21 protein-coding genes are annotated in these 24,813 nt (G+C 65.7%); 13 read left to right on the top strand and 8 right to left on the bottom strand.

The window, feature by feature from the left end; all coding sequences use genetic code 11:
• Positions 1-3 precede the first annotated feature (3 nt).
• The 6 genes from AC1RUR_RS07655 to AC1RUR_RS07630 all read right to left on the bottom strand — a co-directional run bounded on the left by AC1RUR_RS07655 (position 4) and on the right by AC1RUR_RS07630 (position 7,305).
• Positions 4-777: an SDR family NAD(P)-dependent oxidoreductase gene (locus AC1RUR_RS07655; RefSeq protein ID WP_492842499.1), complete on the bottom strand. Its 774-nt coding sequence runs from the start codon at positions 775-777 to the stop codon at positions 4-6.
• A gap of 15 nt (positions 778-792) precedes the next feature.
• On the bottom strand, positions 793-1,827 hold the full coding sequence (locus tag AC1RUR_RS07650) for an acyl-CoA dehydrogenase family protein (protein WP_492842498.1): 1,035 nt from the start codon (positions 1,825-1,827) through the stop codon (positions 793-795).
• Positions 1,827-3,038: an acyl-CoA dehydrogenase family protein gene (locus AC1RUR_RS07645; RefSeq protein WP_492842497.1), complete on the bottom strand. Its 1,212-nt coding sequence runs from the start codon at positions 3,036-3,038 to the stop codon at positions 1,827-1,829. Before AC1RUR_RS07645 ends, AC1RUR_RS07650 begins: the two co-directional genes overlap by 1 nt.
• Positions 3,039-3,114: 76 nt before the next feature.
• Positions 3,115-4,341, bottom strand: coding sequence for an ABC transporter substrate-binding protein (locus AC1RUR_RS07640; RefSeq protein ID WP_492842496.1), 1,227 nt, complete (start codon positions 4,339-4,341; stop codon positions 3,115-3,117).
• Between the two features lie 58 nt (positions 4,342-4,399).
• On the bottom strand, positions 4,400-6,532 hold the full coding sequence (locus AC1RUR_RS07635; protein WP_492842495.1) for an acetate--CoA ligase family protein: 2,133 nt from the start codon (positions 6,530-6,532) through the stop codon (positions 4,400-4,402).
• Positions 6,533-6,534: 2 nt separating this feature from the next.
• Complete coding sequence (locus tag AC1RUR_RS07630; RefSeq protein WP_492842494.1) at positions 6,535-7,305, bottom strand: enoyl-CoA hydratase/isomerase family protein; 771 nt, start codon at positions 7,303-7,305, stop codon at positions 6,535-6,537.
• A 204-nt stretch (positions 7,306-7,509) separates the two neighbouring features.
• Between AC1RUR_RS07630 and AC1RUR_RS07625 the strand changes: the two genes are divergently transcribed.
• Entirely contained in the window at positions 7,510-8,490 is a 981-nt protein-coding gene (locus AC1RUR_RS07625; protein WP_492842493.1) for a tripartite tricarboxylate transporter substrate binding protein, read from the top strand.
• 9 nt (positions 8,491-8,499) lie between these two features.
• Here the strand turns inward: AC1RUR_RS07625 and AC1RUR_RS07620 are convergent, their stop codons facing one another.
• A complete protein-coding gene (locus AC1RUR_RS07620) occupies positions 8,500-9,183 on the bottom strand; it encodes a TetR/AcrR family transcriptional regulator (protein ID WP_492842492.1) in 684 nt (227 codons plus the stop codon).
• A gap of 108 nt (positions 9,184-9,291) precedes the next feature.
• Between AC1RUR_RS07620 and AC1RUR_RS07615 the strand changes: the two genes are divergently transcribed.
• The gene (locus tag AC1RUR_RS07615; protein WP_492842491.1) at positions 9,292-10,179 is read left to right on the top strand and encodes an SMP-30/gluconolactonase/LRE family protein; all 888 of its coding nucleotides are present in this window, start codon (positions 9,292-9,294) and stop codon (positions 10,177-10,179) included.
• Between the two features lie 15 nt (positions 10,180-10,194).
• Here the strand turns inward: AC1RUR_RS07615 and AC1RUR_RS07610 are convergent, their stop codons facing one another.
• The gene (locus AC1RUR_RS07610; RefSeq protein WP_492842490.1) at positions 10,195-11,109 is read right to left on the bottom strand and encodes a LysR family transcriptional regulator; all 915 of its coding nucleotides are present in this window, start codon (positions 11,107-11,109) and stop codon (positions 10,195-10,197) included.
• Positions 11,110-11,216: 107 nt separating this feature from the next.
• Here AC1RUR_RS07610 and AC1RUR_RS07605 point away from each other — a divergent pair, with 107 nt between their 5' ends.
• The 11 genes from AC1RUR_RS07605 (at position 11,217) to AC1RUR_RS07555 (ending at position 24,802) form a co-directional block, all read left to right on the top strand.
• A complete protein-coding gene (locus AC1RUR_RS07605) occupies positions 11,217-12,299 on the top strand; it encodes an LLM class flavin-dependent oxidoreductase (protein ID WP_492842489.1) in 1,083 nt (360 codons plus the stop codon).
• Between the two features lie 26 nt (positions 12,300-12,325).
• Positions 12,326-12,850: a flavin reductase family protein gene (locus AC1RUR_RS07600; RefSeq protein WP_492842488.1), complete on the top strand. Its 525-nt coding sequence runs from the start codon at positions 12,326-12,328 to the stop codon at positions 12,848-12,850.
• Between the two features lie 25 nt (positions 12,851-12,875).
• Positions 12,876-13,172 (top strand): hypothetical protein, encoded by a 297-nt coding sequence (locus AC1RUR_RS07595; RefSeq protein WP_492842487.1) that lies wholly within the window; start codon positions 12,876-12,878, stop codon positions 13,170-13,172.
• Between the two features lie 385 nt (positions 13,173-13,557).
• Complete coding sequence (locus AC1RUR_RS07590; protein ID WP_492842486.1) at positions 13,558-14,808, top strand: ABC transporter substrate-binding protein; 1,251 nt, start codon at positions 13,558-13,560, stop codon at positions 14,806-14,808.
• 123 nt (positions 14,809-14,931) lie between these two features.
• On the top strand, positions 14,932-15,759 hold the full coding sequence (locus AC1RUR_RS07585; protein WP_492842485.1) for a helix-turn-helix domain-containing protein: 828 nt from the start codon (positions 14,932-14,934) through the stop codon (positions 15,757-15,759).
• 190 nt (positions 15,760-15,949) lie between these two features.
• The gene (locus tag AC1RUR_RS07580; protein ID WP_492842484.1) at positions 15,950-16,960 is read left to right on the top strand and encodes a branched-chain amino acid ABC transporter permease; all 1,011 of its coding nucleotides are present in this window, start codon (positions 15,950-15,952) and stop codon (positions 16,958-16,960) included.
• Between the two features lies 1 nt (position 16,961).
• Positions 16,962-18,047, top strand: a complete 1,086-nt coding sequence (locus AC1RUR_RS07575) for a branched-chain amino acid ABC transporter permease (protein WP_492842483.1) — start codon at positions 16,962-16,964, stop codon at positions 18,045-18,047.
• Positions 18,040-18,822, top strand: coding sequence for an ABC transporter ATP-binding protein (locus tag AC1RUR_RS07570; RefSeq protein WP_492842482.1), 783 nt, complete (start codon positions 18,040-18,042; stop codon positions 18,820-18,822). Before AC1RUR_RS07575 ends, AC1RUR_RS07570 begins: the two co-directional genes overlap by 8 nt.
• On the top strand, positions 18,815-21,028 hold the full coding sequence (locus AC1RUR_RS07565; protein ID WP_492842481.1) for an ABC transporter permease: 2,214 nt from the start codon (positions 18,815-18,817) through the stop codon (positions 21,026-21,028). The genes AC1RUR_RS07570 and AC1RUR_RS07565 overlap by 8 nt, the downstream gene beginning before the upstream one ends.
• A 3-nt stretch (positions 21,029-21,031) precedes the next feature.
• The gene (locus AC1RUR_RS07560; RefSeq protein ID WP_492842480.1) at positions 21,032-21,865 is read left to right on the top strand and encodes a phosphoenolpyruvate hydrolase family protein; all 834 of its coding nucleotides are present in this window, start codon (positions 21,032-21,034) and stop codon (positions 21,863-21,865) included.
• Between the two features lie 27 nt (positions 21,866-21,892).
• Positions 21,893-24,802 carry a flotillin family protein gene (locus AC1RUR_RS07555; protein ID WP_492842479.1) on the top strand — a complete coding sequence of 970 codons (2,910 nt, stop codon included), beginning with the start codon at positions 21,893-21,895 and terminating at the stop codon, positions 24,800-24,802.
• Positions 24,803-24,813: the final 11 nt, after the last annotated feature.

Here is a 24,813-nt window from a genome sequence, read left to right as displayed (position 1 = left end):
GCGCTAGGCAATGTTGGTGAGGACAATCCCGCCGTCGACCGTCAGCACCTGTGCCGATATGAAGCCGCTGTCGTCGCCCACGAGGAAGGCGATCGCCCTGGCGATATCGTCCACCGTGCCGAGCCGTCCGAGCGGCGTCCGCTCGATCCGCCGCGCGTCGAGCTCGGCGTTGCGGTTGCGCATCGTTCCTTCGGTCGGGATCGCCGACGGTGCCACCGCGTTCACCCGGATCTTGCGCTCGCCGAGCTCCGCGGCCGCCGCGCGCGTGATGCCCATGACACCGGCCTTGATGCCGCTATAGACGATGCTGTTCTTCGCCGAGATCAGTCCGGCGACAGACGCGACATTGACGATCGTGCCGCCGCGTTCGGCATCCATCACCTCGGCGGCGGCCTGAATGCCCCAGATGATCGCCTTGAAGCCGATGTTGAGCATACGATCCACGGTCTCGGGCGCGATGTCGGGCACCGATTGGTAGCGCACCCAGGCCGCATTGTTGACGAGGATATCGAGCCGGCCCTGCCGCTCCGCATGGCCGAGAACCGCCGCCCGCATTCCGTCGCGGCTCGCGACGTCCTGCGTGATCGCGACTGCCTCGCCGCCCGCCGCCTTGATCGCATCGACGGTCCCGGCGACAAATTCGGGCTTCAGATCGTTCACCCCGACGATGGCGCCGCGCGCCGCCAGCAGCAAGGCGGTCGCGCGTCCGATTCCATTCCCGGCGCCGGTCACCAGCGCAACACGACCCGCGAGGGGCTTGTCCTTGGCATCAGTCATTGCGGTTTCCCTTTCCTATCCTGACACGGCGACATCGGACGCCGGGGCGATTGCCGCGATGGCGCGGCGGCCGAGCGCGGCCAGGCCTGCGCTGGCATCGCCTTGCGCCTGCAGGGCACGGACACGGCGCAGATGCCGATGCACCGGCACGTCCCAGGTGAACCCCATACCGCCGTGAACCTGCAGCGCGCCTTCGCTGATCAAGCAGCCATAGGAGGCTGCGGCAAGAAACACCGCATCGCGCTCGAGCGGGCCTGCCGCGTCACCGACGCTGCGTGTGATCGCGTGCCTGATGCCTTCGAGCGCGAGCTTTTGCCGCGCCAACGAATGCCGTATCGCCTGGTTGTAGGACAGCGCGCGGCCGAACTGACGGCGCGTCGAGGCGTGCTCCTGCGCCAGCGCGAGGCAGCTCTCTGCCGAGCCGAGGATCGCGGCAGCACGCAGCACGTTGGCGTCCGAGCACAACAGCTCCCATGAGCTCTCCGGCAGGATGCTTGACGCCGGTATGGTGACGCCCTGCAAGCGCACCGCGTGTTCGGGCACCGTCAGATCCAGCCCTGCCGCGTCCTCGACGACGGCGCCTTCGCTGTCCGCCGGAACCAGCGCCGCGCCGTCCGTGCCGATCCGCACCAGAATGCAATCGGCATCCCGAGCGCAGGCCGCACGTGCAACCCAGCCGTTGAGCACCACTGATTCACCTTCACGCTCGGCGCTCACATTGCCCTGCCAGGCGATCGTCGCCAGCATATCGCCGGACACGACGGCCTCGGCCGTGCGCGGCAATACATCCTGCAGCGCGCGGCCGAGCAGCAGCGCCTCCATCAGGGGAAAGCCGAGCAGGCCCGAGCCGGCAGCGGCAACCACCGGAACGGCAAAGGCCAGCGGCAAGTCCAGCCCACCGACGTCCTGCGACGCGATGACACCCAATAATCCGTCATTGGCGAGATGTCTCGCCTGCTCGCGCGGGCCGAGCGGCGCGCAATCCGCCACCGCGCGCGCCGCGGTGACCGCGAACTCGCTCGGCTGCAAACCTTCGGTCAGTGTCGTCATCACTTGCCTTTCGAGAGCTGCAGGATCCTGTCGGCGATGATACCGAGCTGAATTTCGGTGGTGCCGGCATAGATGGTCTCGGCGCGCGCCTGCAGATAGATCGCCTCGAAGCGACGGCGCGCCACCTGCACGGCCGGAAGCACCGGTACCGACGCTTGCGCCAGCAAATCGAGTGCGAGCGCGGCGAAGCGTTGGTGCGCCTCGCTCCAATGCAGCTTGGCCAGACTGCCGCGCGCGCCAATCCTGTCACCGTTGACCAGCGCGTCGACGGCCGTCTCGACATGCGCCTTCAGCACCTCGATATCGACGATGACCTCGCCGATCTTGGCCTCATAGTGGCGATTGGCGACCAGTTGCGCCAGCGACGGATCGCTCTTGCAGGCCGAGATCATATGCCGCAGCTCGTTCTCGAAGCGCCACGCCCGGTACATGCGGTTGGTTGCCCGTTCGATCTCGAGCACGCGGATCGCCGCGTTCCAGCCCTCATCCGGCGCGCCGAGAGCATCGGATTGCAGGACCTCGACGTCGTCGAAGAAGACCTCGCAAAAGCTCTCGCGTCCATCGATCGATTTGATCGGCCGCACGCGGACACCCTTCGCATCGAGCCGCACCGCGAACATCGCAAGGCCGCGATGCCGGTCCTCCAGCGATCCGGTTCGCGCCAGCACCAGGCAGCGCTGGGCGCGGTAGGCTCCGCTGGTCCAGATCTTCTGGCCGTTGATCCGCCAAATCCCGCCGTCAAGCGTGGCACGGGTCCGCAGGCTCGCCAGATCCGACCCGGCCTCCGGCTCGGAAAAGCCCTGGCACCAGATGTCGCGCATCTCGAGGATCGCCGGCAGAAAGCGACGCTTCTGCTCCTCGGTGCCGACGGCGAGGATGATGGGACCTGCGAGCTCCTTGCCGATCGAATTGACGCTCTCCGGCATCGCAAGCGCGCCGATTTCCTGGTTGGCGATCAGGTGCTCGCGCAGGGTCCGGCCGTGGCCGCCATAGGCCCGCGGCCAGGTGATGCCGGCAAGGCCGGCGCGATACATCGCCGCTTCCCATTCAATCGACTGCGAAAGCTCCGGCGACGAGAACGCCGCATTGTCGCTGCGAAAGCTCGCAGGCAGGTTGGACCGCAGCCAGCGACGCATCGCCACCCGATAGGCCTCGCCGGACAATTCTCCGGCCGTGACTGTTGCGGGCGGTGCTGCTTCAATGACTGTCATCGTCGAATTCCTGCGTTGGCTGAACCTCGGGCCGACACCGGCCGTGCGTCGGCCGGCATCACCCCGCTTCTTTCGATCATTGCGACTTGAGCAGATCGCACGCGCTCTCCGAGGCTGGACGCCATGCGTCCTCGGGCGCGATGGTCCCCGTGATCTCGTAATAGTCGAAGGCGTATTTCGATTCCGCCGGCGTCTTGATCCGCGCGACATAGAGCGGACGCATCACCTGCCCGTCGGCGCGGAGGCTGACATCCTTCATCTCGAAATCGTTGACCGGCGTATTCTTCATCTGCTTCATCACGGCCTCGCCATCGTCCGTTCCGGTCGCTGCGACGGCCTTCAGGTAATGCGTGATCGCGCTGTAGGTGGCGGATTTGGCCTCGTTGAGGATCTGGCCGCCGGACGCCTCGGTGAAGCGCTTGGCGAAGGCGCGCGTCTCCGGCGTCATGTCCCAGTAGAACGGTGTGGTCAGACGCACGTTCTGCAAGTCACGCAGGCCGATGCCATGCGTCTGGCTGATCATCAATCCGAGCGGTACCAGCAATTGCTTCTGCGACAGGCCGAACTCCTGGGCCTGCTTGATGGCATTGCCGAAATCCGATCCGGAATTGGCGAGCGCGATCGCCTTCGCGCCGCTCGCCTGCGCCGTCAGCAGGAACGAGGAGAAGTCCGACGAGTTGAGCGGATGCAGCACCGAACCCACCACCTTGCCGCCGCCCGCCTTGATGAAATTCGTGGCGTCGGCCTGCCACCCCTTGCCGAAGGCGTAGTCGACCGTCAGGAAGAACCAGGTGTCAACGCCCTGGGCCAGCAAGGCCTTCACCGTGGCCTTCGGCTGCGCATAGGTATCCACCATCCATTGCGTGGTCATGGGCGAGCATTTGTCGTTGGTGAAGAACGAGCCGGCCGTCCCCGCCAGCATGTAGGGCTTCTTCCGCGCCTTCATGATGTCCTGGACGCCGAGCGCGATCGACGAGGCCGAGCAGCCCACGATGGCGTCGACGGCCTCATTGTCGAGCCATCGCAGCGCGACCGCGACGCCGATATCGGGCTTGTTCTGGTCGTCCGCGACGATCAGCTCGATCTTCTTGCCGTTGACGGCGCCGCCGAAATCGCTGACCGCGAGTTTCGCCGAAACGACCGCTCCGGGGCCGCAATTGTCGGCATAGGGACCATTCTGGTCGTTCATGATGCCGATCTTGATGACATCGCCGGAAACGCCTTGCGCGCGCAGCGGTGTGGCAAACATCAGCAGTGCTCCCAGCATCACGGCGATGTTGAGAAGACGGGTATTGAGCCTCATCTCGAATTCCTCCCTGTAATCGTTGAGCCGACTTCGCGGTTCTTGTTGATCGATGTGTTCAGTGGGGTTGGGTTGCCTTCCCGGCATGCGGGACCAGCAGCGCATCGAGCGCGACGGCCCCCTCGCCCTCCGCTTTCAGCAGCAGCGGATTGATGTCGATTTCCGACACCGCATCCGCCTGCGCGACGGCAAAGCGCGACAGCACCGCGATTGCCCGCGCCGCGGCCTTCAGGTCCGTGCGGCGCCGTCCGCGCGCGCCGTCAAGGACCGCGAACGCCTTGAGCGATCCGAGCATCGCCATCGCCTGCGCCTCGCTGACGGGCGCCATCTGCACGGCAGTATCCTGGACGATTTCTGCAAAGATGCCGCCAAGGCCGACCATCACGACCGGTCCGAACACCGGATCGATCCGGCTGCCGAGGATCAGTTCGGACAGGCCCTGCGCCATCGGCGCGACGATCACGCCGTCGATCACCGCATGCGGCGCCTTGTCGGCGACACGCGCCAGCATCTGGGCATGGGCCCGTCGTACCTCCTCCTCGGACCGCAGGCCAACTGCGACACCTCCGACCTCGGTCTTGTGCGGAAGATCGGGCGAGGCAATCTTCAAGACCACCGGAAACCCGATCTCGCGCGCGGCGCGCGCCACCGCATCGGCATCCGTCGCCAGCCGCTCGGCGAGCACGGGGATGCCGGCTTGCGCCAACGCTTGCTTGGCACCGAGCTCATGGCGGAAAACATCGGCGTTCAGCGGCGCAGCCTTCGCAATGGCCGGCGGGTCCGCATCCTTTGGCGCGGTCGTCAACACCTGCAAGCGCGCCAACGCCGCGATGATGGCGCAGCAGCCGTCGAAGCTCGCAATCGTCGGATAGCCCATGGCATGCAACTCGGCGAGCGCATCGGGCGGACCTTCCACGCACAGTATGACGGGACGATGGGGGTATTGCGCTCGGATGGCGCGCAGCGTCTCCATATACACCGAGCGCAATCGCGGCATATGCAGCGAGAACGGCAGCGGCAGCACGATCGCATCGGAGCACTCGTCGGCCACCACCGCCGACAGGATCTTCTGCAGCATATCGGGCCGGCTGGACATTTGCGCGGTGGCATCGACCGGATTGCGCGCGGACGCAAACGGCACGAGCTCGAGAATCGCGCGCTGCGTCACCTCTCCCAGTTCCGGCAACGACAGCCCGACGGCCTGCGCTGCATCAGCAAGCAGAACGCCGAAGCCGCCCGATGCCGTCACGACCGCAAGGCGCGGCCCCTTCGGCAACCTATCCGGCAACAGGATGGAGGCGGCATGACCGAGGTCGATCAGTTCCTCGATGCTGCGCACCCGGACCGCGCCGTAACGCGACAGCAGCGCATCAAAGACTGCATCCGATCCCGCCATGGCACCGGTATGGGACGCCGCCGCGGCCTGCCCCGCCTCCGACGTGCCGACCTTCAGTGCGATGACCGGCTTGCCGGCATCGCGCGCCTCGGTCAGCGCGGCGATGAGCCGACCGGCATCACGGCAGGCTTCCAAGCAGCAGAGGATGACCTTGGTCGCGGGATCCCGGGCCAGCCAGGCGATACCGTCGGCGATGTCGATATCGCACTCATTGCCGGTTGTCATGAATCGGCTGATGCCGGCACCACGATCGCTCGCCATGCGCATGGTGTAGCTGCCGAGATTGCCGCTCTGCGACACGATGCCGAGCGAGCCCGCTTTCGGCATGCTGTGCTCGAGCACGATCGAGAAGGTCGCGATGGCCCGTTCTGGAATGCTGACAGCGCCAAGGCAATTCGGACCGAGCAACCGCATGCCGGTCCGACGCGCGGCTGCTCGCAGCCGATCCTGTATCGCACGCCCCTGCTCGCCGAGCTCGGCAAAGCCGGACGAGAACACGACGACGCTTCGCACGCCCCGATTGGCACACTGCTCGATCGCTTCCGGCGCCCGCTCGGCGTCGACGGCGATGATCGCAAGATCAGGCGCCTCAGGCAGCGCGCTCACCGACGCATAGGCCTGAAGACCCTGAACCACATCCGCCTTCGGATTCACCGGATAGATCTTGCCCGCGTAGCCGTAACGCAGCAGCAGATCCACCGGCCGGCCGCCGATCTTGGTCGCATCCTGCGATGCGCCGATGATCGCGATCGAGCGCGGCGCCATCAACGCGTCGAGACCCTCTCCCGGACGCATCGTCAGCGTCCCTTGAACACCGGCGCGCGCTTCTCCAGGAACGCCATGCGCGCTTCCTTGGCGTCTTCGGTCTTCGACAGCGCCATGGTGATGTTCTGCTCGAAACGATAGGCATCGCGCGGCGGCATCAGCTCGACCATATTGGCCGCATTCTTGGCATACTCCATCGCGATCGGGCTCTTGGCCGCGATTTCGCGCGCGATCTTCATCGCCTCGGGAATGAGATCCTCCTTGCTGGTGCAGGCCTCGATGATGCCGAGGCGATAGAGCTCGGCCGCGGGAATCCGGACGCCGGTGAAGAACATGCGGCGCATCAGCGACTTGCCGAACAGCGTGTTGAGCATCGCCGCACCGCCGGCGAGCCCGACATTAATCTCGGGCATGCCGAACACGGCTTCTTCCGACGCGTAGAAGATGTCGCAAGACGCCATCAAGCCGAGGCCGGCGCCGAGCGCGACGCCGTTGATCGCGGCGATCACCGGCTTGGAGCATTCGCGGATGCAGTTACCGGTCTCGCGGGTGATGCGGTTGTGATCGTGGAACGCGCCGACCTTCGACGGATCCGGACGATCCTTCAGATCGGCGCCGCTGCAGAACACCTTGCCGTTGCCGGTGAGGATCGCGACGCGGACGTCGCTGCGCTCGGATATCTCGTCGAACACCGCGACGATGCGGTCGCGCATCGCGCGATTGAGCGCATTCACCGGAGGACGATTCAGCGTCACGATTGCGATGTTGTCGGATACTTCGAGCGTCACGATATCGTCGGACATGGCTTCCTCCTGACTCTTGCTTGATCTTGGTGCTTCGACGTCCGGACGGCGGCGCGTCGCCGCCTGACCGATCGGTCAGCCGATGTGCTGATAGCACCACGCTCCGCGTCTGACAATAGGTGCGACGCTTGCCCTGTTGACTGACCGATCGGTCGGGACATAGATTTCAGCCAACACGACAAACATCCCCAGGGAGGAACCGCCATGGCCAGGATCAGCCGACGTCAGGCCGCAACACTCATGGCCGGCGCCGTCGTCGCGCCATTTGCTGCACCTGCGATCGTGAGCGCGCGCACGTCACAAACCGTCTTCATCATCGTGCCTTACGCAAGCGGCGGCTCGATCGACAGCCTGATGCGTTCAATCGCCAAGGGGATGTCGGAGGTGCTCGACCAGCCCGTGCTGGTCGACAACAAGCCGGGCGCCAACGGCATCGTCGGATCGCAATATGTGGCACGCGCGGCCAAGGACGGTTCGGTGCTGCTCGCCGGCGGCACCGGCCCGATCTCGCTCAACGTGCTGCTGCGCAAGAACCTGCCCTACAAGCTCGCCGATTTCGCCTCCGTCGCCATGCTCTGCAACGGCCCGCTGTCGCTGACCGTGAACGCGAAGATGCCGGCCACCGACATGAAGAGCTTCGTCGCCTATGCCAAGGGCCGCGACAAGCCGCTGTTCTACGCCACCCTCGGCCCCGGCAGCGTGACCCATCTGTTCGGGATCATGATGGGAAAATCGATGGGCTTTGCGGTCACCGACGTCGCCTACCGCAACAACCCGGCCTCGGTCATGGAATTGCTCTCGGGCGAGTGCGACCTCAATTTCGCAACGCCTGCCGCCATCATCGAGCACGTCAAGGGCGGCCAGTTGCGCCTGCTTGCCGTTTCCTCCGACAAGCGCATGCCGAACCTGCCCGATGTCCCGACCCTGGCCGAGTCGGGCTATCCGGAGCTCTCTGCGTCGTTCTGGACCGCGCTGCACGCACCCGCCGGCACCCCGCGCGAGGCGATCGAAAGGCTGAATGCCGCCGCCAACGCCGCGATGCGAAAGCCCGAGATCGCCAAACAGCTCGAGATCGACGGCTTGCAGGCGGATCTCGGGCCGCCCCAGTTGCTCGACTCACAGCTCAGCAGGGACGCAGCCCTGTGGGGACCGGTGATCACGGCGCAGCACATCGCGCTCGACTGACGGCGGCCGTCACGGCGCCTTGCGCGCCTTTCGCCGGGACGGTTTCGGCGGCACGGCTGCCGGCGGACTTCCGGGAACGCCGTCGCGCAGACCGTTGAACACCATGTCGAAAAAGATGTCGGCGATCTGCTCGGGCGTCGCCGACTTGTTGGGATTGTACCACCGATGCATCCAGTTGAGCGACGACAGGATCAACCGCCCGGTCATGGGAACATCGAGCTTGCGGATCTCGCCGGCGTCGATCGCTTCCTGGATCAGTCCGCGCAGGAAGTTCTCGAACCGGTCGCGGCGCGTCATCCGCTCCTTCTGCCGGTGACGGTCGGGATCGTTCCAGAACGCAGTCGTCGACGCGATCCAGGCCCAGCGGTAGCGCCGGAAATATTCGGCTGTGGCGATCATGAAGGCGCGGATCTTCTGCGACGGCGGGCCGTCGGGAATGCGATCGCGCACGAACAGGTAAAGTTCCAGCGTGGACCCGACCGCAACGCGCGCGTAGATCTCGTCCTTGTTCGAAAAATGATGATACAGCAACGATTTCGAGATGCCGCAGGCCACCGCGATGTCGCGCATCGACGTGCCGTCGAAGCCCTTGGTGGCGAACAGCCGTCCGGCTTCGGCAAGAATCTGCAGGACGCGATCGGACGCCTCCGCCTGGTTGGCTACTCCGTCCTTTGTCGTCGACAATTCAACCATTGAACCCGCAATCTGACCTGGACACGGAGCATATGTGCAAATGAACGTAGTTTTTCACCGACCGACCGGTCAAGCCCGCTCTGGCCAAGAGATCGACGGGATGCCCCGATGAACGCAATCCCGCGCATCAGCCGGATCGGAGCGACCACGGACCAGCTCGGCGAGAGCCCGGTCTGGGACGATCGAACCCAGTCACTGATCTGGGTCGATTCGCTCGCAGGATTGATCCGAAAACTGTCGCCTGCGACCGGCGCGATCGAGCAACTTCCGGTGCCCGCCCCGATCGGATCGTTGGCCCTGGCGCGGGACGACCGCGCGGTGCTGGCGCTACGTCACGGCTTTGCGCACTATGATTTCCGGACGCGGGCTTTGACCGCGGGCCCCTCGATCGGCCTCGATCATCCGATGCTCCGCCTGAACGACGGCAAGGCCGATCCGTTCGGACGTTTCGTCGCCGGCACGATGCAGGGCGGGCGGGCCGAGGATGAGAAACCGCTCGGTGGCCTCTATCGCGTCGATGAATCGGGGGCGATCGAACAGCTCGAGTCCGATCTTGCGGTGACCAACGGTCCCTGCTTCAGCCCCGACGGCCGGACGTTCTATCTGGCCGACACGGCGCGGCGCGTGATCTGGGCTTACGACTACCGCCACGATGGCCCCCTCGCGAACAAGCGCGTCTTCGCCGACATGGACGCGCACGGCTCCGGCGGCGACGGCGCAACGGTCGATGCGGACGGCCATCTGTGGACCGTGCTGGTGCGGATCGGCGCCATCGCACGGTTCGCTCCTGATGGAACGATGGTACGCAAGCTCGAGATGCCGGTCCGCCATCCGACCAGCGTGACCTTCGGCGGCCCCGGCCTCGACATCCTCTACGTGACGTCGATCTCGCGCAGCACGCATCTCGCCGATGACAGTCCGGGCGCCGGGGGCTTGTTCGCCGTCGAAGGTCTCGGCGTGAAGGGGCTGCCGGCCCACAGGTTTGGCGCGCGCTGACGGCGCTGCGCGGCGCTAGGCCGATCGCTTGATCAGCCGCGGCACGCCCTCGGCCATGTAGTCGACGAAAACCCGGATTTTCTCCGGCAAATAGCTGCTCTGCTGGAACGTGGCGTAGATGCCCTCGTCGAAGGTCGAGTTCGTCACGCGGAACCCCGGCAGGAGGCGCACCAGCCTGCCGCTCTTCGTCTCGTCCGCCACCGTGTAGTCGTCGAGCAGCGCAATGCCGTGTCCGCGCACCGCGAGGTCGCACAGGATGATGCCGTTGTTGCTGCTGAACGAGGCCGGCACGACGATCTCGCGCAGCCTGCTCTTGCGCATGAACTTCCACACCACGTCGTCAGGCCCCATCCAGTAGGTCAGGCAGTTGTGCCCGGCGAGATCATCGGGCCCGCGGAGCCGCGGCATGCGCGCAACGTAATCCGGCGAGGCCACCAGGATGCGTTCGCTCCGCACCAGCCTGCGCTGCATCAGGCCGGGATCCTTGGGCGCGGCGATCTGGAAGTCGATGTCGAACTCCTCCTCGCGAAGCTGAACGCGCCGCTCCGACAACCGCAACTCGACCTTCAGTTCAGGATAGAGCTTCTGGAATTGCGGGATCAGCGGCGACAGCACCTTGATGCCGAACAGCGTCCGCGAGTGCACCCGCAGCGTCCCGCGCGGCGTGCTCTGCAAGGCGAGTGCCGCGGCTTCGGCATCCTCGATGCCGTGCAGCACCTGCTCGGTGCGCTGGAAGAAGATCTTGCCGGCCTCGGTCAGTCCGAGATGACGGGTGCTGCGATTGATCAGTTGCACGCCGAGCTGGGCCTCGAGTTCCCCGACATGGCGCGACACCGACGCCGGCGAGAGCCCGGCCCGGCGCCCGGCGGCGGAGAAGCTGCCTTCGCGAACAGTGCTGACGAACAATTCCATGGCCTGGAGGCGATTCATCGATCTTTTCAGATTTTGCAAAAGAGATGCTCAGATTACGCCAATTGTTCGAAAAATCTCAAGGCCGTAACTTTTGATCCAACAAACGTGACGGAGGACTACACCCCATGGAATTCGGCGTCTTCATTCTGGCGCAGCAGCGCGGCTATCATCAGACCTCACAGCAGGTCATCAACAACGCGGTCGAGCAGACGGTTGCCGCGGAAGCCGCCGGGTTCGATACCGCCTGGTACGCCGAGCACCATTTCAACAATTACAGCCTGTGCCCCTCGCCGCTGATGATGGTGGCGCATTGCGCCGGGCTCACCCAACGGATCCGGCTCGGCACCGCGGTCTGCGTGCTGCCGCTCTATCATCCCGCGCGCCTGCTCGGCGAGATCGGCTTTGCCGACACGGTCTCGAACGGCCGCCTCGATCTCGGCATCGGCTCGGGCTATCAGCAGTTCGAGTTCGACCGCTTCGGCGTCGACCTCAAGGATTCGCATTCGCTTTTCGCGGAGTTCTACGACGTGCTGCACGCCGGCATGCAGGAGCGAATCTTCTCCTATGCCGGCCGGCATCTCAACATCCCGCCGACCGCGATTGCGGTGCGCACCGTGCAAAAGCCGATGCCGCCGATCTGGGTGACGTCGGGACATGCCGAGACGCTGGGTCGGGCGATCCGCGACAACCACAATCTGTTCGTCACGGCACTCTTGAACGGCGTCGACGCCATCAAGGCGCTTCGCGAGCGGCTCGAGGGTATCGCAGCCAGGGAAGGCCGCGCGATCGACGACACCCGCTTCGGCTTCCTGCGCTGCGCCTATGCCAGCGACAATGACAGCGAGGTCACCTCCTATCTCGACAACGCCCGCTTCCAGCGACGGCTGTCCGAAAGCCTGAAGTTCCGACGGGCGCAGAGCGACGACGGCTATCTGATCAAGGAAGAAGCTGGCCCGAACGATATGAGCCTGGAGACCATGCGCAGCAACCTTCCGGTCGGCAGCGTCAACCGGGTGATCGACCGCATGCTCGAGGAGATCAGCATCCTCAAGCCCACCCACATTGCCGTCCAGACCCAGCTCGGCGACTTCGATCAGCGCACGATGCTCAAGCAGATCGAGCTGTGGGGCAGCAAGATCATCCCGGCGATCCGGAAGGAACTGCGCAGCGGCCGCAGCGAGGTCGTCGGCGAAGCCGTGTCGGCTTGACGTCATCAACTCCGGAGATGATGGCCATGGCCTGCCAGACCTTTCCGCAAGGGGCCGATCGCCACTCGATCGACGCGGCAGAATTTCGGCGCGCCATGCGCAATCTGGCCGGCGGCGTCGCCATCGTGGCAACCGGCGCGGACAACAGCCGGCGCGGGCTGACGGTCAGCTCGGTCACTTCGCTCTGCATGGATCCCCCCTGTCTGCTGGTCGGGATCAATGCGAGCTCCGAAACCCACGACGCGATCCTCGCCAATGGCAGTTTTGCGATCAGCCTGCTTGGCAGCGGCCAGCAGGATCTGGCACTGCGGTTCGCCGGCCGCGATGGCGTCAAGGGTGCTCAGCGCTTTGCGACGGCGCCTTGGGATCAAGGCCTGCTCGACGTACCCGTGCTGCGGGATGCGATCGGCGTGGTCGAATGCGAGCTCTACCAGCATCAGGCGGTGGGCACCCACGGCATCTTTATCGGCCGGATCGTGGCGACGCGCGGCGGCGATGGCGGTCCGCTGGTCAACTTCCAAGGCGCCTTGCGCACCTTGCTGCATTCGTGATGGATACGGCACGGAGGGTCGGGCGATGATCATTACATGCACGTCTGACGAGGTCCGGCTGGCAGAGCCGTCCGACTTCGGCAAATTCAAGCTGGTGCTGCAAGGCGAGGCCGCCGCGCGATCTGCCACGATGAGAGGAATCACCTTCGTCGATGACAACAACGTGCTTGTCCCCGTCAACCTGGCCCCGACACTGCCCGGACGGCCTAACGACAGGGCATGGGACACGGCTTACGCCGACATGGTCGCGAAGGCTCGTGAGCATGGCTGGATCGAAACGACGACCAATGCAATCCGAGCTCATGTCGAACACCAGCCCTAGCTGCACGTGACACTGATACTACGAGTTCGAATTTGCGGCGGGTTGTCTCGTAGAAAACTGTCGATGCGAATGCGCTCCTGACACCGGGGTCACCACGGCGATCCTGCACCGGCTCTCTGCGGCGCAAGCCGCGTCGACGGACATGAACGCGGCGACTGCCAGTCAGCGGGCGCATCACGGCGCCGCACCGTCGCCGATTGCACCGCAAAATCACTTGCGCCGCAACATTCAAAAATGAGACTGCCCGTCAAACCGGACGAGGCGCCCACGCAGGCACCGCATTCGACTTCGGCTAGCTTCCCTCCAAAGCCACGGGCCGCTCGAGAGCCACGGGCGTCGCGCCGGTTCGGCGCGGCAACAAAGCGACGACACAGGGAGGAGCACAATGTCGAAATGCAGTGTGGGACTGCTCGCGCTGAGCAGCCTGTTTTTTTCGGGCGCGGCGATCGCCCAGGAAAAGATCAAGGTGGGCGTGACCGCAACCCTCGAAGGCACCTACACGGTGCTCGGCGAGGACGGCATGCGCGGTCACCAGACGGCACTCAACGTGCTGGGCAAGAAAGTCGGCAACAAGGAACTTGAATTCATCGTGGCCTCGACCGACGCGACGCCGGATTCGGCAGTGCGCGCCGTCCGCAAGCTGATCGAGCAGGACAAGGTGCAGATCCTGCTGTCGCCGCTCTCCGGCGACGAGGGCATTGCGGTAAAGAACTTTGCAAAGACCCACCCCGAGCTGACCTTCATCAATGCGGCCTCCGGCGCGCAGGAAACGACTTATGTCGATCCCGCCCCGAACTTCTTCCGCTACAACATGGACGGCGCGCAGTGGCAGGTCGGCCTCGGCAAATACGCCTATGAGGAAAAGAAGTATCGCAAGATCGCAACCGTCGGCGAGGACTATTCCTTCATCTACACCCAGGTGTTCGGCCTCGTGCTCGAATTCTGCGGCGCCGGCGGACAGGTGACCAACCGGCAATGGGTGCCGCTCGGCACCAAGGATTTCGCCTCCGTCATCGCCGCCCTGCCCGACGATGTCGATGCCATCTATCTCGGGCTCGGCGGTGCGGATGCCGTCAACTTCCTCAACCAGTATCAGCAGGCCGGCGGCAAGGCGCATCTGATGGGCGGTTCCATCATGATCGACCAGACCATCCTGTCGTCGAAAGGAAACGCCAAGAATGCGCTGATCGGCACCATCGCAGCGAGCGGCCAGGCCGATACCTGGGAGGATCCTGGCTGGCAGAAGTTCGTGAAGGCCTATCAGGACGCCTTCCCGCCCAACAAGCGCTTTCCAAGCCCGTCACTGCTTGCGACCAATTACTATGACTCGACAATGGCCTTGATCTTGGCGCTGCGCGAGGTGAATGGCGATCTGGGCGACAACCAGTCGAAGTTCAGGACTGCGCTCGCCAAGATCGAGCTCGACGCGCCGAACGGCAAGATCAAGCTCGACTCCAACCGTCAGGCGATCGGCACCAACTTCGTCACCGAGGTCGTCGACGATGGCAAGGGCGCGCTGTTCAGCAAGGTCGTCAAGGTGATCCCCAACGTGAACCAGACGCTCGGCTACGATCCGGCCGTGTTCTCGAAGATCGGCCTCCCGAGCCGTAGCGTGCCGGAATGTAAGAAATACTGACGCATCGCATCGGCGACACATGAGCGGGGAGCGACTTGCTGACGCAAGCGCTCTCCGCTCTTGCAATCTCGGCGGCGTTGTTGAACGCTGGCCGAAAAGACAAGAACATTCGGGAGGGAAGGCATGAGCCGTGCGCTCGCCGTCTTCCACGGCCGGTTCGGTCGGGCGACGGTTTATCAGTTGAACCGCCCTTTCAATATCCACGCGCATCGTGAAGGTCATCTGATCTTCCATGTCGGCGGCATGCCTGCATGCATCGATGTCTCCGGCGGACACCATGATCTCACCGAAACCTCCGTCGTCGCCGTTAATCCCTGGGAGCCGCACAATTTTCTGCCGAACGATCTCGACGGCGGCGCGATCTTCTTCGTGCTCTACGTCAATCCCGAATGGTTTGCACCCGATGCATCCGGTACCGACCGGTTGCGCTTCGGCCGCACGCAGTTCAAGCGCACCGTCGCGCTCGACAAGCATATCCGGCGGACCGCCGCCCTGGTGTGCGGCGCACCATCGCTCTCCAGCCTCGATTCCGAGCTCCGGCGGCTGATCGACATCTGCTACGACGAAAGCTGGCAACAGGCGGAGACCGCGCGCGATGCGCGGGCAAACGGCTCGGTCACCGATTTTCGCGTGCGCAAATGCATCAAGATGATGTCGGAGAGCCCCGGCGCCGAGATCGAGCTCGACACGATCGCGCGCGAATCCGGCCTGTCGCGACCGCACTTCTACCGGCTATTCCGCGTCCAGACCGGCGTCACGCCGAACCTCTATCTCAACACGCTGATCATGGAACAGGCGCTCGAAGCGCTGGTCGCCAGCGAGGCACCGATCGCCGATATCGGCTTCGATCTCGGCTTCTCCTCGCAAAGCGGCTTCACGCGCTTCTTCGCCGCCAATGTGGGGATGGCTCCGACCGACTATCGTCGCGCCGCCAAGGTCTTGCGCGCCTGACCGCCGCGCGAAAAGATACTCACGATCAAACGTCCCTCTTCGAGCCCCGCTAGGATGAGCGCAACGCGATCCCGAGATGGTCGCGACGACGGGAGCGCACGTTCATGGCGAGGCGAGCAGCCGCTGCGAGGCTGTCTGACCTGCATTCGGTGAAGTTTCGGCGCGCTGCCTGGACAAGCGGGCGGCGCACATGAGCCGTTTCATCGAACGCCATCCCGCCTGGGCGCTGATCGTGATCATTGCGATTGCCGTCGCGCTCTGGCTGGTCTTCGCGGTCTGGCCGCCGGGCCTCGAAGAGGCGATCGGCCGCAAGCGCGTCTTCCTCAACGCCGTCTTCAACGGCATCACGCTCGGCGGGCTCTACTTCCTCGTCGCGAGCGGCTTCACGCTGATCTTCGGCCTGATGCGCAACGTCAACCTTGCGCACGGCTCGCTCTATCTGTTCGGCGGCTATGTCGGCTACGCCATCAGCACAGCCACCGGCTCCTGGATCCTGAGCTTCATCGTCGCCTTCCTCCTGACGGCGCTGGTCGGCGTCCTGCTTCAGCTCATCGTATTCCGCCGCATGGAGGGCCAGGACCTCAGGCAGACCATGGTGACGATCGGGCTCTCGATCGTGTTTGCCGACCTGATGCTCTGGGCCTGCGGCGGCGACTTCTACCAGATCCAGACCCCGAGCTGGCTGATCGGACCCATGGACCTGCCGCTGATCACGGCGGTGAAATCCTCAGGCGAGCCGGTCTACCTCCGATATCCGGTGGTGCGGCTGGTGATCTTCGCGGCATCCGTCGTGATCGGCGTCGGCATGTGGCTCGCGCTCAACCGCACCCGGATCGGCATGATCATCCGCGCAGGCGTCGACGACCGCGACATGCTGGCCGCGACCGGCGTCCGCATCCAGCTCGTCTTCGTGCTGGTGTTCGCGTTCGGCGCCGGGCTTGCCGGCGTCGCCGGGGTCGTCGGCGGCACCTTCCAGTCGCTGTCCCCCGGCGAAGACATCCGCTTCCTGCTGGCCTCGCTGGTGGTGGTGATCGTCGGCGGCATGGGCTCGATCCCCGGTGCGGCGCTCGGCGCGCTCATCATCGGCCTCGCCGAGCAGCTCGGCTCGGTCTACATCCCGACCTACGCCATCGTCGTGACCTTCCTGATCATGGTGCTGGTGCTGGCAATCCGGCCGCAGGGCCTCCTGGCGAGGCGCTGACATGTCCCTCGCCCACGACGCCCGCGTCACCGTTCGTCCCGCCACCGCGGCGCAGCGCCCAGCGTTGCGTGGATGGCCGGAGATCGACAATCCCGCGGCCTGGATCGTCGCGCTCGTCCTTCTGATCATGCCGCTGATCGCCAACGGCTTCTTTCTGATCGAGATCTTCGCCACCACGCTGATCCTCGGCACCATGGCGCTGAGCATGATGTTCCTGGCCGGCTATGGCGGCATGGTCAGCCTGATGCAACTCACCATCGCGGGCTTTGCCGCCTACATGGTCGCCGTGTTCGGCGTCAGCGGTAACGCCAATATCAGCCTCGGCTGGCCCTGGTGGCTCGCGGTCCCGATGGCGCTCGCGCTCGCGACCATCTTCGGCACGCTCGGCGGCGCGCTCGCCGTCCGCACCGAAGGCATCTACACCATCATGATCACGCTCGCGATCGGTGCGGCCTTCTATTATTTCACCAACCAGAACTGGGCGATCTTCAACGGCCACACCGGCATCAACACCGTCGCCACGCCGCATTTCTGGGGCGTCAATTGGCGGGCCGACATTCCCTTCTACTATGTCGTGCTCGCGGTCGCCGCGCTGTGCTACTTCGCCGTCGACTACATCTCCCGCGCACCGTTCGGACTGGCGCTGCAAGGCGTGCGCGACAATCCGCGCCGCATGGCCGCACTCGGATTCAACGTCAATGCGCACCGCGTCGCCGCCTATGCCTTCGCGTCCTTCGTCGCGGCACTCGCCGGCGTGCTTCAGGTCTGGAACTACCGCCAGATCTCGCCGGGCTCGGTCAGCGTCGGTGCCTGCATCGACGTGCTGATCATCGCCGTGGTCGGCGGCATCACGCGCCCGATCGGTCCCTTCATCGGCGCGCTGATCTTCGTGCTGCTGCGCACCTTCGCGCTCGATATCCTGATCAAGTTCGGGCTCGACGGCAACCGCTTCCGGCTGCTGATCGGGCTCGGCTTCCTCGCCATCGTATTCTGGTCTTCGGACGGCGTCATCGGCCTGTGGCAGCGCTGGCGCCGGAGCCATCGCCCCACGACGGGCCGTTCGGGCGGAGCGCACGGCCATGGATAGCGTCGCCCAACGCCTCTCCGCCGTCGGCGCCGGCGCCGCGCTCGAGCTGCGCGGCGTCACCCGCCTGTTCGGCGCGCTGGCGGCGCTAACCGACGTCACCATCACCGTGCGCCCGGGCGAGCGGCGCGCCGTGCTCGGCTCGAACGGCGCCGGCAAGACCACGCTGTTCAACTGCATCACCGGCGACTTCCCGCCCTCTTCCGGAACCATTCGCTTCTTCGGCGAGGACGTCACCCACTTCCCGCCCTATGAGCGCATCCGCCGCGGCTTGCGCCGGACCTACCAGATCTCGGCGCTGTTCCCCGGCCTCACCGTGCAGGACAACGTCTATCTCGCCTGCCGTGGCGTCTCGCGCGGACGCTTCTCGTTCCTGCGTCCGAGCCAGAACGACGCGCTGATGCATGCGGCCGACAATCTCGTGCAGGCCGTGCACCTGACCGCGGTGAAGGATCAGCGCGTCGCCGAGCTCGCGCATGGCCAGCAGCGCCAGCTCGAGATCGCGCTGGCGCTCGCCGGCGCACCGCGCTTCGTGCTGTTCGACGAGCCGGCCGCGGGCCTGTCGCCGACCGAGCGTGCCGAGTTGATCGAGATCCTGACCTCGCTGCCCGCCCATATCGGCTACATCATCATCGAGCACGACATGGACGTGGCCTTGCGCGTCGTCGAGAGCGTCACGATGATGCACAACGGCCGCATCTTCAAGGAAGGCCTGCCGGAGGAGATCCAGTCCGATCCCGAGGTGCAGGAGCTTTACCTCGGAGGCGGCCATGAATGAGGCCCGCCGGCCCAATGCCGCGCTCGAGGTCCGCGGCCTCGACGTCTACTACGGTCACTCGCACGCGCTGCAAGGCGTCGACCTCACCCTGGAAAGCGGCGTGTTCTCGGTCGTCGGCCGCAACGGCATGGGCAAGACCACGCTGTGCAAGGCGATCATGGGGCTGGTGCCGGTCAGCGGCGGCTCGATCCGTGTCCGCGGCGACGACATCACGCGGCGCACGCCCGCCCATATTGCACGTCTCGGCGTCGGCTACGTGCCGCAGGGGCGACGGCTGTGGCGCTCGCTCAGCGTCGACGAGCATTTGCACCTCGCTGGCAGCATGCGATCCGGGGCCTGGACCGTCGAGCGCATCTACGACACCTTCCCGCGTCTCGCCGAGCGCAAGGATCATGGCGGCGGCCAGCTCTCCGGCGGCGAGCAGCAGATGCTCGCGATCTCGCGCGCGCTGCTCACCAATCCGCACTTGTTGATCATGGACGAGCCGACCGAGGGGCTCGCCCCCGTCATCGTGGCGCAGGTCGAGGAGATGCTGCTGCGGCTCGGCGAGGACGGCGACATGGCTGTGCTCGTGATCGAGCAGAACATCGGCGTCGCCACCGCGGTCTCGCGCAACGTCGCGATCATGGTCAACGGCCGCATCAACCGCATCATCGATTCGGCGCGGCTTGCCGCCGATCGCGAGCTCCAGCAGCGCCTGCTCGGCGTCGGGCTGCATGCGGCGCTCGAGCCCGACATCGACGTGCCGGCGGCGGGGACCGAGGCGAAGCCCGCCCCGCAGCCGGCGCGCCCGGGCGGCCCGATCCGAATCTATGTCTCCAACCCGACACCGCCCACCCGCTGGTCGCAGCCGGTGCCGATCGCCCGCATCGAAGCCGCCGCACGCACGATCTCGACACAGGTGACGCGTCTCGAGGAGACCGCACGGCGCAGGCGCGAGCCGGTCGCGACGCAAACCCAGGGACCGCCGGCCGTCCTCGTCGTCGGCACGCTCGACACCAAGGGCACGGAGCTTCGCTTCATCCGCGACATTATCGCCGCAAGCGGCCTGCGCACACGATTGGTCGACGTCTCCACCAGCGGCAGGCACGCCACCAGCGACGTCTCGGCGCAGGAGATCGCCTTGAATCATGCCCGGGGCGGATCGGCGGTGTTCGGGCCCGACCGCGGCGCCGCCGTGACCGCCATGGCCGACGCTTTCGCCAACTGGCTGCGGCGCCAGGGCAATGTTGCCGGCGTGATTTCGGCGGGCGGCTCCGGCGCGGCGTCGCTGGTCGCACCGGGAATGCGGACCCTCCCGGTCGGTGTACCCAAGCTGATCATCTGCTCGGTCGCCTCCGGCGACGTCGGGGCCTATGTCGGTGCCGCCGACATCACCATGATGCATTCGGTCACCGACGTGCAGGGTCTCAACTCGATCTCGCGCGCCGTCCTTGCCAATGGCGCCAATGCGCTGGCCGGCATGGTCAAAGCGCGCCTCGATCAGCATGCGCGAAAGGACCGAGGCGATGTCGGATTGCCATCGGTTGGCATCACCATGTTCGGCGTCACCACGCCGGCGGTGCAGAAGATTGCCGCCGAGCTGCAAGAAGATTTTGAGTGCCTGGTCTTCCATGCCACCGGCGTCGGCGGCCGGGCGATGGAGAAGCTCGTCGAGTCCGGGCAGCTTGCGGGCGTCATCGACCTCACCACCACGGAGATCTGCGATCTCCTGATGGGGGGCGTGTTCCCGGCGACGGACGATCGCCTCGGCGCGATCATCCGCGGCCGCCTGCCTTATGTCGGCTCGGTGGGCGCGCTCGACATGGTCAATTTCGGCGCTCCCGAGACCATTCCGGAGCGCTACCGCAGCCGCAAATTCCACGTCCACAACCCGCAGGTCACGTTGATGCGAACCACTGCCGAGGAGAACGAGCGCATGGGCCGCTGGATCGCTGAGCGGCTCAACCAGATGGATGGACCGGTGCGCTTCTTCCTGCCCGAGGGCGGCGTCTCCGCGCTCGACGCTCGAGGGCAGCCATTTTGGGATCCGGATGCCGACACGGCTCTGTTCCGCGCGCTGGAACGCTCCGTGCGACAGACCGCCAACCGTCAGCTCATACGCGTCCCCAAGAACATCAACGATCCCGAGTTCGCCTCCACCATCGCAGCTGCGTTCCGAACCCTGTTCGGCCGCAGCGGGGCGCGCCGGCGACGAGCGAGGTGACCGATGGCCCGGTTTGAACGCGCAGCATTGTTGAAGCGGTTCCGCGAGATGGCACGACGCGGCGAGCCCATCGTCGGCGGCGGCGCCGGCACCGGCCTGTCTGCCAAATGCGAAGAGGCCGGCGGCGTCGACCTCATCGTCATCTACAATTCGGGCCGCTACCGCATGGCCGGCCGCGGCTCGCTCGCCGGGCTGATGGCTTACGGCGATGCCAACGCCATCGTGCTGGAGATGGCCGGCGAAGTGCTCCCCGTCGTCAGCAAGACGCCGGTGCTCGCCGGCGTCAACGGCACCGATCCGTTCCGCGACATGGACGTGTTCCTCGACCAGTTGAAGGCACTCGGCTTTGCCGGCGTGCAGAACTTTCCGACCGTCGGCCTGATCGACGGCACCTTCCGCGCCAATCTCGAAGAGACCGGCATGTCGTATGCACTCGAGATCGACATGATCGCGAAGGCGCGCGAGAAGGACCTGCTGACGACACCTTACGTCTTCAGCGAGAACGAAGCCGCCGCGATGGCGATCGCGGGGGCCGACATCATCGTCTGCCATCTCGGGCTCACCACCGGCGGCACGATCGGGGCGCAGACCGCCACGAAACTGAAGGACTGCCCGGTGCGTATCGACACCTGGGCCTCGGCCGCGCTCAGCGTCAATCCGGACATTCTGGTGCTCGCGCATGGCGGGCCGATCGCCGATCCCGCGGATGCCGATTTCATCATGAAGAACACCCGCAACTGTCACGGCTTCTACGGCGCGTCCTCGATGGAGCGACTGCCTGTGGAGCGGGCTCTGACGGAACAGGTACGTCAATTCAAGGCGATCGGCGCGCGGTAACGCCTTTAAGGTTCGAGGGAGGACAAGATGTCAGGGATATTGGTCGGCGAGTTGATCCTCTGGCTGATCGTCGCGATCGTCGTGATCGTCGTCGCGGTCTACATCGTGAACTGGCTCTACCATCGCTCCTCCAAGGAGACGTCGTTCGTCCGGACCGGCTTCCTCGGCGAGCGCGTGGTGATCAATGGCGGCGCTTTCGTGCTGCCCTTCATTCACGACTACACGCCGGTCAACATGAACGTGCAGCCGATGGGCATCGTGCGTTCCCGGCAGGACGCCGTGATCACTCGCGACCGCATGCGCGTGGACATCGAGGCCGATTTCTATGTCCGGGTCCAGGCGACTCGCGAAGCCGTCTCGATCGCCGCCGCCACGCTCGGTCGCCGCACCATGGAGCCGGAACAGCTCCACACTCTCCTTGCCGGCAAATTCATCTCCGCAATCCGTTCGGTCGCGTCCGAAATGACCCTCGAGCAGATGCACGAGCAGCGCGGCGAGTATGTCGCCCGCGTCAAGGCCAACGCGGCGGAGGCGCTCGCCCAGAACGGGCTCGAGCTGGAGTCGGTCGCGATCACCGATCTGGACCAGACCGACCTCGAGTTCTTCAATCCCTCGAACCGTTTCGACGCCGAAGGTCTGACGCGGCTGATGGAGGACATCGAGGCCAGGCGCAAGCTGCGCAACGACATCGAGCAGGACTCGATGATCAAGATCCGCACCCGCAATCTGGAGGCCGAGCGGCAGGCCCTCGACATCGAGCGCGAGAGCGAGACCGCGCGCCTGGAGCAGGAGCGCGACATCGAGATGCGCCGCGCCTTGCAACGCACCGAGGTCGCCCGCGAGCGGGCGCTGCGCGAGACCGAGGCCGAGCAGGCGCAGATCTCGGCGCGCGAGGCCATCGAGAAGGCGCGCATCGCCAACGACCAGGCGATCGCGGAAGCGCGCATCGCATCCGAGCGCGAGACGCGTCAGCGCGAGATCGAGCGCACCCGCACCATCGAGGAGAAGGAACTGCTCGCCCGCGAGGAGATCGAGAAGACCCGGATCGCCAACCAGCGCTCGATCGACACCAGCCGCATCGCCTCGGAGCGCGAGGTGCGCCAGCGCGAGATCGAGCGGATGCGCACCGTCGAGGAAGCCGAGATCACCGCCCGCGAGGCGATCGAGAAGGCGCGTATCCAGCAGGATCGCGTCGTGACCGACGCCCGTATCGCCAACGAGGAAGAGACGCGGCGCCGCGAGATCGAGCGGACGCGCGCCGTGGACGAGGCCGAGATCGCCGCCCGCGAGGCGACCGAAAAGGCCCGCATCGCCCAGACCACGATCGTCAATGCCGAACGTATCTCGTCGGACGAGCGCATCCGCGCGCTGGAGATCCAGCAGGTGCGGACGATCCAGGAGGCCGAGATCGAGGCCCAGCGCGCGGTGGAGGCCGCCCGGATCGCTCGCGAGCGGACGCTTGCCGCCGAGCGGATCGCCGCCGAGCAGAACACGCGGCAGCTCGAGATCGAGCGCAACCAGACGCTCGACGTCGCCGGCATCGCCGCGCGCGAGGCCACGGAGGCCTCCCGCATCGCCCAGGAAGAACGGGTGCGCTCGCTGGAGATCGCCCGCAACCGCGCCGTCGAGGAAGCCGACATCGCCTCGCGCGAAGCCATCGAGGCCGCCAGGATTGCGCAGGAGAAGACCGTGGCGGCCGAGCGCATCCAGGCCGAGCGCGAAACCCGCGCGCTCGAGATCGAGCGCACCGGCGTTCTGGAGGCGGCCGAGCTGAAGCGACGCGACGCGATCGAGCGCCAGCGCATCGGCGTCGATCTCGCTCTGGAATCCGAGCGGATCAATTCGTCCAAGAAGCGCGAAGTGCTCAATATCGAGCAGAAGAAGGCGATCGAGATCGCGGACGAGGACCGCGTCATCGCGCTCTCCACCAAGCGATCCGAGCGCATCGACGCCGACCGCCAAGTCAAGCAGGCCGAGATCGTCGCACGCAAGGATGTCGAGACCACGGACGTCTCGCGTGAGCAGGCGCTGGAGGCGGCGCGGATCGAGCGCCGCCGCGCGATCGAGCAGCTCGAAGTCGCCCGCGTCCAGTCGCTCCAGGAAGCCGAGATTGCCGCGCGCGAGGAGGTCGAGCGGGCACGGATCGCCTCCGATCGCGGCCTGGACGAGGCCCGCATCGGCCGCGAGCGCGAGTTGCGCAAGCTCGAGGTCAATCGCGAGAAGGAGGTCGAGACCGTTCTGATGGAGAAGGCGATCGCGATTCACCTGAAATCGCTGGAGGAATCCGCGGCCAAGGCCTCGGCCGAGGAAGCGCGGATGCACGCGACGGAGGCCACCGAGCGCGTCATCACCGCGCGCGAGAACGAGATCGCGAGACGTCGCAAGACCGTGGAAATTCTGCTCGCCGAGAAGCAGGCCGAGGAAACCCGAATTGGCGCCGAGGCCGAGCGCGTGCGCGCGGCCGTCGAGGCCGAGGCGCAGCGGCTGCTCAACGAGGCCGAGAACGTGCTGACCGACCAGGCCCGCTACTCGCTGTTCCGCCGGAAGCTGCTCGACCGCATCGAGGGCATCGTGCGCGAAAGCGTCAAGCCGATGGAGAAGATCGAGGGCATCCGCATCCTCCAGGTCGACGGGCTCAACGGCAATGGCCATGGCGGCGGCAACGGCGGCCGCAGCGCCACCGACGAGGTGATCGACTCGGCGCTGCGCTACCGCGTGCAGGCGCCGCTGATCGATTCGCTTCTGGCGGATATCGGCGTCGAGGGTGGCAGCCTCGCCAAGATGCCGGGCCTGATCCGCGAGGCCCGCGACATGCAGGGCATCAAGGAGTCCGCGCGCAAGGGTGGCGGTGGCGGCGACAAGCCGGCCGCCTCCCCGCCTGCGACCGAGGGCGGCGGCGAACCGCCGGCCGAGCGCGGGCCGCGGAAGAAGAGCTGAGGATCGCGTTC

It is taken from the genome of Bradyrhizobium sp. GW821-FHT12B03, assembly GCF_058807535.1.
The sequence above is the reverse complement of the archived record's forward strand: the minus strand, read 5'-3'. Positions and strand labels throughout refer to the sequence as shown.

What these genes read in the sequence shown, in the direction of transcription:
- AC1RUR_RS07655 (WP_492842499.1), bottom strand. Translation starts at nt 777, where the DNA reads ATGACTGATGCCAAGGACAAGCCCCTCGCGGGTCGTGTTGCGCTGGTG.
- AC1RUR_RS07650 (WP_492842498.1), bottom strand. Translation starts at nt 1,827, where the DNA reads ATGACGACACTGACCGAAGGTTTGCAGCCGAGCGAGTTCGCGGTCACC.
- AC1RUR_RS07645 (WP_492842497.1), bottom strand. Translation starts at nt 3,038, where the DNA reads ATGACAGTCATTGAAGCAGCACCGCCCGCAACAGTCACGGCCGGAGAA.
- AC1RUR_RS07640 (WP_492842496.1), bottom strand. Translation starts at nt 4,341, where the DNA reads ATGAGGCTCAATACCCGTCTTCTCAACATCGCCGTGATGCTGGGAGCA.
- AC1RUR_RS07635 (WP_492842495.1), bottom strand. Translation starts at nt 6,532, where the DNA reads ATGCGTCCGGGAGAGGGTCTCGACGCGTTGATGGCGCCGCGCTCGATC.
- AC1RUR_RS07630 (WP_492842494.1), bottom strand. Translation starts at nt 7,305, where the DNA reads ATGTCCGACGATATCGTGACGCTCGAAGTATCCGACAACATCGCAATC.
- AC1RUR_RS07625 (WP_492842493.1), top strand. Translation starts at nt 7,510, where the DNA reads ATGGCCAGGATCAGCCGACGTCAGGCCGCAACACTCATGGCCGGCGCC.
- AC1RUR_RS07620 (WP_492842492.1), bottom strand. Translation starts at nt 9,183, where the DNA reads ATGGTTGAATTGTCGACGACAAAGGACGGAGTAGCCAACCAGGCGGAG.
- AC1RUR_RS07615 (WP_492842491.1), top strand. Translation starts at nt 9,292, where the DNA reads ATGAACGCAATCCCGCGCATCAGCCGGATCGGAGCGACCACGGACCAG.
- AC1RUR_RS07610 (WP_492842490.1), bottom strand. Translation starts at nt 11,109, where the DNA reads ATGAATCGCCTCCAGGCCATGGAATTGTTCGTCAGCACTGTTCGCGAA.
- AC1RUR_RS07605 (WP_492842489.1), top strand. Translation starts at nt 11,217, where the DNA reads ATGGAATTCGGCGTCTTCATTCTGGCGCAGCAGCGCGGCTATCATCAG.
- AC1RUR_RS07600 (WP_492842488.1), top strand. Translation starts at nt 12,326, where the DNA reads ATGGCCTGCCAGACCTTTCCGCAAGGGGCCGATCGCCACTCGATCGAC.
- AC1RUR_RS07595 (WP_492842487.1), top strand. Translation starts at nt 12,876, where the DNA reads ATGATCATTACATGCACGTCTGACGAGGTCCGGCTGGCAGAGCCGTCC.
- AC1RUR_RS07590 (WP_492842486.1), top strand. Translation starts at nt 13,558, where the DNA reads ATGTCGAAATGCAGTGTGGGACTGCTCGCGCTGAGCAGCCTGTTTTTT.
- AC1RUR_RS07585 (WP_492842485.1), top strand. Translation starts at nt 14,932, where the DNA reads ATGAGCCGTGCGCTCGCCGTCTTCCACGGCCGGTTCGGTCGGGCGACG.
- AC1RUR_RS07580 (WP_492842484.1), top strand. Translation starts at nt 15,950, where the DNA reads ATGAGCCGTTTCATCGAACGCCATCCCGCCTGGGCGCTGATCGTGATC.
- AC1RUR_RS07575 (WP_492842483.1), top strand. Translation starts at nt 16,962, where the DNA reads ATGTCCCTCGCCCACGACGCCCGCGTCACCGTTCGTCCCGCCACCGCG.
- AC1RUR_RS07570 (WP_492842482.1), top strand. Translation starts at nt 18,040, where the DNA reads ATGGATAGCGTCGCCCAACGCCTCTCCGCCGTCGGCGCCGGCGCCGCG.
- AC1RUR_RS07565 (WP_492842481.1), top strand. Translation starts at nt 18,815, where the DNA reads ATGAATGAGGCCCGCCGGCCCAATGCCGCGCTCGAGGTCCGCGGCCTC.
- AC1RUR_RS07560 (WP_492842480.1), top strand. Translation starts at nt 21,032, where the DNA reads ATGGCCCGGTTTGAACGCGCAGCATTGTTGAAGCGGTTCCGCGAGATG.
- AC1RUR_RS07555 (WP_492842479.1), top strand. Translation starts at nt 21,893, where the DNA reads ATGTCAGGGATATTGGTCGGCGAGTTGATCCTCTGGCTGATCGTCGCG.